We start from the raw sequence: 5,290 nt of genomic DNA, 5'->3' as shown, positions 1-5,290 counted from the left end.
CCGTGATGACGCGCGGTCCCAAGCCGCTGGCCGACAAGACGACGCTGGTGCTCAAGCTCGACGGCAGCCTCGTCGAACAGTTTTCCGGCAGCCCGCGCGAGCAGCTGGCCGCCCAGGCCCGCGGCCAGAGCGTGCCGCACCAGACACGGTTGCGCGACGTGCTCGCCGTGCTCGACCAGGCCGCCAAGGACGACAAGATCAGCGCCCTGCTGCTGGACGTCGAGGAGCTGCAAGGCGCAGGTCTGGCCGGCCTGCACGAGGTCGTCGGCGCGCTGCAGCGCTTCAAGCAAAGCGGCAAGCCGGTGCTGGCCTATGCCGACAGCTACAGCCAGCGCGGCTACTTCCTCGCCGCCCAGGCCGGCGAGGTCTATCTGCATCCCATGGGCATGGTCGGCATCGAAGGCTTTGGCCGCTACCGCACCTACTACAAGGACGCGCTGGACCGCATCGGCGTGACGCCGCACGTCATCAAGGTCGGCACCTACAAGAACTTTGCCGAGACCTACACGGCCAATGGCCCCAGCCCCGCGACGCTGGAGTCCGAGGGCCTGGTCTATGGCGAGCTGTGGAGCGGCTTCACCGGCAGCATCGAGGCCGCACGCAAACTGGAGGCGGGCAGCATCGCCAAGGACATCGCCGGGCTGCCGCAACTGCTTGCCGCCACGCAGGGCGACACGGCCAAGCTGGCCCTGCAGGCCAAGCTGGTCGACGGCCTGAAGACGCGCGACGAAATGCGCGAACTGCTCATTGCCAAGGGCGCCAAGGACGAGGACAGCAAGAGCTTCCGCCAGATCTCGCTGAACCAGTACCTGGCCTATGTGAAGGACGCCGGCACGCCCAACAAGTTGCAGCCCGGCATTGGCATCGTCGTGGCCGAGGGCGAGATCGTCGATGGCGATGCCGGCCCGGGCCGCATTGGTGGCGACTCCACGGCCCGCCTGATCCGCAAGGCCCGCGAGGACGAGGCCATCAAGGCCATCGTGCTGCGCGTGAACTCGCCGGGCGGCAGCGCCTTCGCCTCCGAGATCCTGCGCCGCGAGCTGGAGCTGACCCGCAAGGCCGGCAAACCAGTCGTCGTGTCGATGGGCGACGTGGCGGCCTCGGGCGGCTACTGGATCTCCATGGCCAGCGACACCGTCATCGCCGACGCCGGCACCATCACCGGCAGCATCGGCGTGTTCGGCATGCTGCCCACCGCCGAAGGGCTGATGGACAAGCTGTCGCTGCACACCGGCGGCGTCACGACCACCTGGCTGGCCGGCGGCTACGACCCGCGCCGCCCGCTGGACCCGCGCCTGCAGGCCACCGTGCAGGCCAGCATCGACAACATCTATGGCCGCTTCACCAGCCTCGCGGCCCAGGCGCGCAAGAGCACGCCGGAGAAAATTGATGCCGTCGCGCAGGGCCGTATCTGGACGGGCTCGCAAGCCAAGGAGCGCGGCCTCGTCGACCGCCTGGGCAGCTTCGACGATGCCGTGCAGACGGCCGTCCAGTTGGCCAAGCTTGAGGTCAAGGAGGGCGAGAAGCCGCGCCTGGCTTATGTGGAGCGCGACCTCAGCCGCAGCGAGCGGCTGCTGGCGTCGCTGACCGACACACTGGCGCCGTCCATCGCCGCGGCCATCGGCAGCTCGCTGGGCCTGGACGCCCTGCCCGCGCCGGTGCGCGAGGAGCTGGCGATGCTGAAGGATCTGTCGCAGTTCGCCGCCCGCGGCCAGTGGGACAAGGCCGCCGCCGTGCACTGCCTGTGCGGTGCTCCCTGACCTGCGAACCGATTAACTGGCCGGCGTCTGCCAGCCCCCGCTTCATGGCCAGTGGCGTTGGAACACTGCGGCGACCTCGGGATGCTGCTCCACGCGCAGCAACTGGGCGAAGAAGCTCGGCCGCTCGGCCTGCAGGAAGGGCCGCGACCCCGACCACTTGGACACCACCGTGGCCAGCAGCTCCAGCGCGCCGGGCACGCCGGCCTCGAAGCCGATCTCGAACTGGTCGGCAAACAGCCGCCAGTGCTCGTGCAGGCGGGCCCGCGTGCCGGCGCGGATCTGCGCCTTCATCGCGTCGTCGCAGGGCTCGCACCAGCGCTCGGGGTAGTCGATGACGCTGATGGCCGCATAGCAGTTGGCCGCCACATAGACCAGGCCTCGGATGGCGCGCGCCCGCGCGCTGGCGTCGGCGGGCAGCAGCAACCCCGGCGGCACCGTCAGGCCCAGGTGGATGAGGATGGCGGCGCTCTCCGTCAGCACCGTGCCGTCGGCCAGCACCAGCGTCGGAATCTGCCCCAGCGGATTCACGCGCAGCAGCTCATCGCGCCCGGGCCCGGGGTTCCACGAGGCTGCGTCCACGGTCGTGTAAGCCAGGCCGGCGCGCGCCAGCGCCGCCTCGATGACCGCCGAACCCGAACCCTTGGTGCCGTACAAGGTCAACATTGCCATGACTCCTTCATCGAGCGTGCTCTCGAGCATGCAAAATCGTCTCACATCATGAGCCCCGGCCCCTCGCTTCCCCCTTCCCGGCATCCGGTCGTCAAGCCCAGCTTCGGCCGCGTCAGCGTCGGCGTGCATGGCCGCGTCATGGTGTCGATCGCCGAGGGACCTTTCGACGCACCGCTGATGGCAGCCGTCAAGCGCGCCGTCGCGCTGGCCGGCAAGCGCCTGCCGGCCGACCGCCGCTTCGGTGACCTGCTCGAGATCCGCGGCAGCCTGCAGATGGACGCCGATGCGCTGCAGGAGCTGCGCGCCAGCATCGATGCCTTCGGTTCGCGCGGCATCGTCTCCCTGTCCACCGTCTTCCTGGTGCGCCCCGGCATCCCCGGCATCGAGCGCCTGCCGGCGCTGATGGACATCTGGCGCGCCAGCCGCCCGGTGCGCCGCGCCGACAACTTCGAGTCCGCCTGGGCCCTGGTCAACGCCGACCTGGCCGCAGCCGGCCTGCCGACGCAAGAGCCGCCAGTGCGCCGATGACAGACGCGCCCGGCCTGCAATGGCCCCTCGACGCCAAGGGCAAGCGTGCCACCGGCGCGCCGGGCCAGCGCATCATCGCGGCCGCCTTGCGTGGGCTGGACGCAACCGCGGCCGACGCCGTCGCCGCCGAACACGACTGGCGCCACGCCTACCCCGCCCATTGGTGCGCCCTGGTGCAAGCTCAAGCGGCCCGGCCCGTGGGTGTCGTCGCCTCGGCACGCGCCGGCCTCGCCGCGGCCTGGCGCGAACTGCCCTTCATGCGCGCCGGCCAACCCCACGCTCTGGCCGACGCAATGAACACGCCCCAGCGCCGCCTGCAAACGCTGCAACTGCGCGGCAGCGGCGATGCGGCACCCGCGCGCTGGACCGTGCCCCACCAAGGCCGCGAGCTGCATGGCGATGCCCTCGCCCGCCAGATCGACCGCTGGGAGAAGGGTGGCATCTGCGAGGCCGCCCACGCGGGCGCGCTGCGCGACTGCCTGGCCCACCCCGAATGGTTCGACCTGTCCGACCAGCACCTCGTGCTGCTCGGTGCCGGCAGCGAGGCCGGGCCGCTGGCCTGGCTGGCGAAATGGCGCGCCAATCTCGTCGGCATCGACCTCGCCCGCGCCGCGACCTGGAAGCGAATCGCCGCCATCGTCGCCGCGGGCAACGCCACGCTGATCGCGCCCGTCGCGCCGGGCCAGCCGCTGGACGTCGCCCATGCCGGCGCCGACCTGCTGGCCGACACGCCGGAGATAGCCGCCTGGCTGGCGTCTCGGCAACAGCCGCTGTCCATCGCCAACCTCGCCTACCTGGACGGCGAGCGCCATGTGCGCGTGTCCCTCGCGATGGACGCCATCAGCGCGACGCTGTGCGCCGCCGACGCCCGCACCCAGCTCGCCTACATGGCCACGCCGACCGACGTCTTCGCCGTGCCGGAGCAGCTGGCGCGCGACGTCATGCGCCGTTATGCCGAGCGTGGCCTCGTCAAGAAGCTGGCCCAGTTCGGCGCACGGCTGGGTAGCGGCGGCCGCGGCTTCGCTCCGCATATCGAGGGGCTCGTCGACGCGGGTGATTTCGGCAGAGACTCTGGGAAATGGGGCCTGGTCGACGCGCTAGTCGTCGAGCAAGGCCCGAACTACGCGCTGGCCAAGCGGCTGCAGCAGTGGCGCGCCCTGGTGGCCCGCGCCGATGGGCACCGCGTCGCCTTCAACGTGGCGCCCAGCACCACGACGGCCTCAGTTGTCTCCAATCCGCTGCTGGCAGCGGGCTTTCGCGGCGCCAAGGCTTTTGGCGTCGAGGTCTTTGCGCCGGCGACGACGAATGCGCTGATGGCCGCGATGTGGGTGCATCAGTTGCGCACCGAGGCCCGCGACTTCGCGCATCCACTCAAGCTGCTGGTGCACACCGCCAACCATGGCGGCCTGTGGCGCCTGCCCTATCGGCCACGCTCGGTGCTGCCGATGGCCGCGCTGCTAGGGTTCGTCAAGCGGCGTTAGCCGCTGCCCTGGGGTTCGTACGGCCCCTCATCTTCGGGGCCGGGTCGCCCCTGTCTGCGCCTAAAGTGGCATCGCCCCGGAGGCGCACCCGCGCACCCCGGCACCAGGGAGAAAAAATGCACACCATTGCCGCGATCGCCTGCGTCTTGGCCTGTCTGCCGAGCCAGCAGGCCCAGGCCAAGACCTACCAGCTCACCTTTACTGCAACGCATTTCACGTCGGTGCTGGCACCCGCCCCTGCGCCGCAGGATCCGGTGTCGGGCTCGATCATCTTCCAGGCTGATGCGCTGGGCCAACCGGTCACCAGCATCGGCGCCATCGACCTGAGCATCGCAGGTCACAGCTACAGCTTGGCAGACCTTGCCTTCGAGAACTGGCAAGGTGCGCCGTTTCCGCCGTCCTACACCTTTGGCGGCAAGGGCAACGGCGCCGGCGGCGTGGCGCCCGGCGTGAATGACTTCTTCATCACGTTGAGCGGAGTCAGCGGCTACCACGACATCAGCTTCCTCTACTCGGTCGCAGGCACTGCCCAAAGCTCCTGGATCGCTTACAACTACTCAGACCGTTTTGCCAGCGACATCATTTCGAGCATCGTCGAGATTCCCACCGCTGTACCTGAGCCGTCACAAGCGCTGCTGCTCGTCGCCGGCATGGCGCTGTTTGCCGGCCGGCTGCGAGCCCATCGCAAAACCTGATCGATTGCGCGAAGCGCGTCAGCCGCCTGCGCTGATCACGTTCGCATCGAACAACTCCAGCTCCGGCGGCTCGGACGCCATCGTTGCCAGCGCCCTGCCGAACTCGCGCGAGGCCGACACACGGAAGTGGGCTTGCAGGGCCGCCATGTCGCTCCAC

General features: G+C 69.8%; 5 protein-coding genes. 4 read left to right on the top strand and 1 reads right to left on the bottom strand.

Going from position 1 to position 5,290, the window contains the following annotated elements; genetic code table 11:
* Window positions 1-1,760: signal peptide peptidase SppA (gene sppA, locus ACXJKR_RS23495; protein ID WP_457324864.1), on the top strand; the 1,760-nt coding region annotated here is incomplete at its 5' end.
* A 42-nt stretch (window positions 1,761-1,802) separates the two neighbouring features.
* Here sppA and ACXJKR_RS23490 read toward each other — a convergent pair.
* Entirely contained in the window at window positions 1,803-2,423 is a 621-nt protein-coding gene (locus tag ACXJKR_RS23490; protein ID WP_056201277.1) for a glutathione S-transferase N-terminal domain-containing protein, read from the bottom strand.
* A 54-nt stretch (window positions 2,424-2,477) separates the two neighbouring features.
* Between ACXJKR_RS23490 and ACXJKR_RS23485 the strand changes: the two genes are divergently transcribed.
* The 3 genes from ACXJKR_RS23485 to ACXJKR_RS23475 all read left to right on the top strand — a co-directional run bounded on the left by ACXJKR_RS23485 (window position 2,478) and on the right by ACXJKR_RS23475 (window position 5,133).
* The gene (locus ACXJKR_RS23485; protein WP_056200222.1) at window positions 2,478-2,957 is read left to right on the top strand and encodes a hypothetical protein; all 480 of its coding nucleotides are present in this window, start codon (window positions 2,478-2,480) and stop codon (window positions 2,955-2,957) included.
* The gene (locus ACXJKR_RS23480; RefSeq protein ID WP_457324863.1) at window positions 2,954-4,438 is read left to right on the top strand and encodes a hypothetical protein; all 1,485 of its coding nucleotides are present in this window, start codon (window positions 2,954-2,956) and stop codon (window positions 4,436-4,438) included. The genes ACXJKR_RS23485 and ACXJKR_RS23480 overlap by 4 nt, the downstream gene beginning before the upstream one ends.
* Window positions 4,439-4,503: 65 nt before the next feature.
* Entirely contained in the window at window positions 4,504-5,133 is a 630-nt protein-coding gene (locus ACXJKR_RS23475) for a hypothetical protein (protein WP_457324862.1), read from the top strand.
* Window positions 5,134-5,290 lie beyond the last annotated feature (157 nt).

It is taken from the genome of Roseateles sp. P5_E11 (genome assembly GCF_054049355.1).
This window is presented reverse-complemented; position numbering and strand designations above follow the sequence as displayed.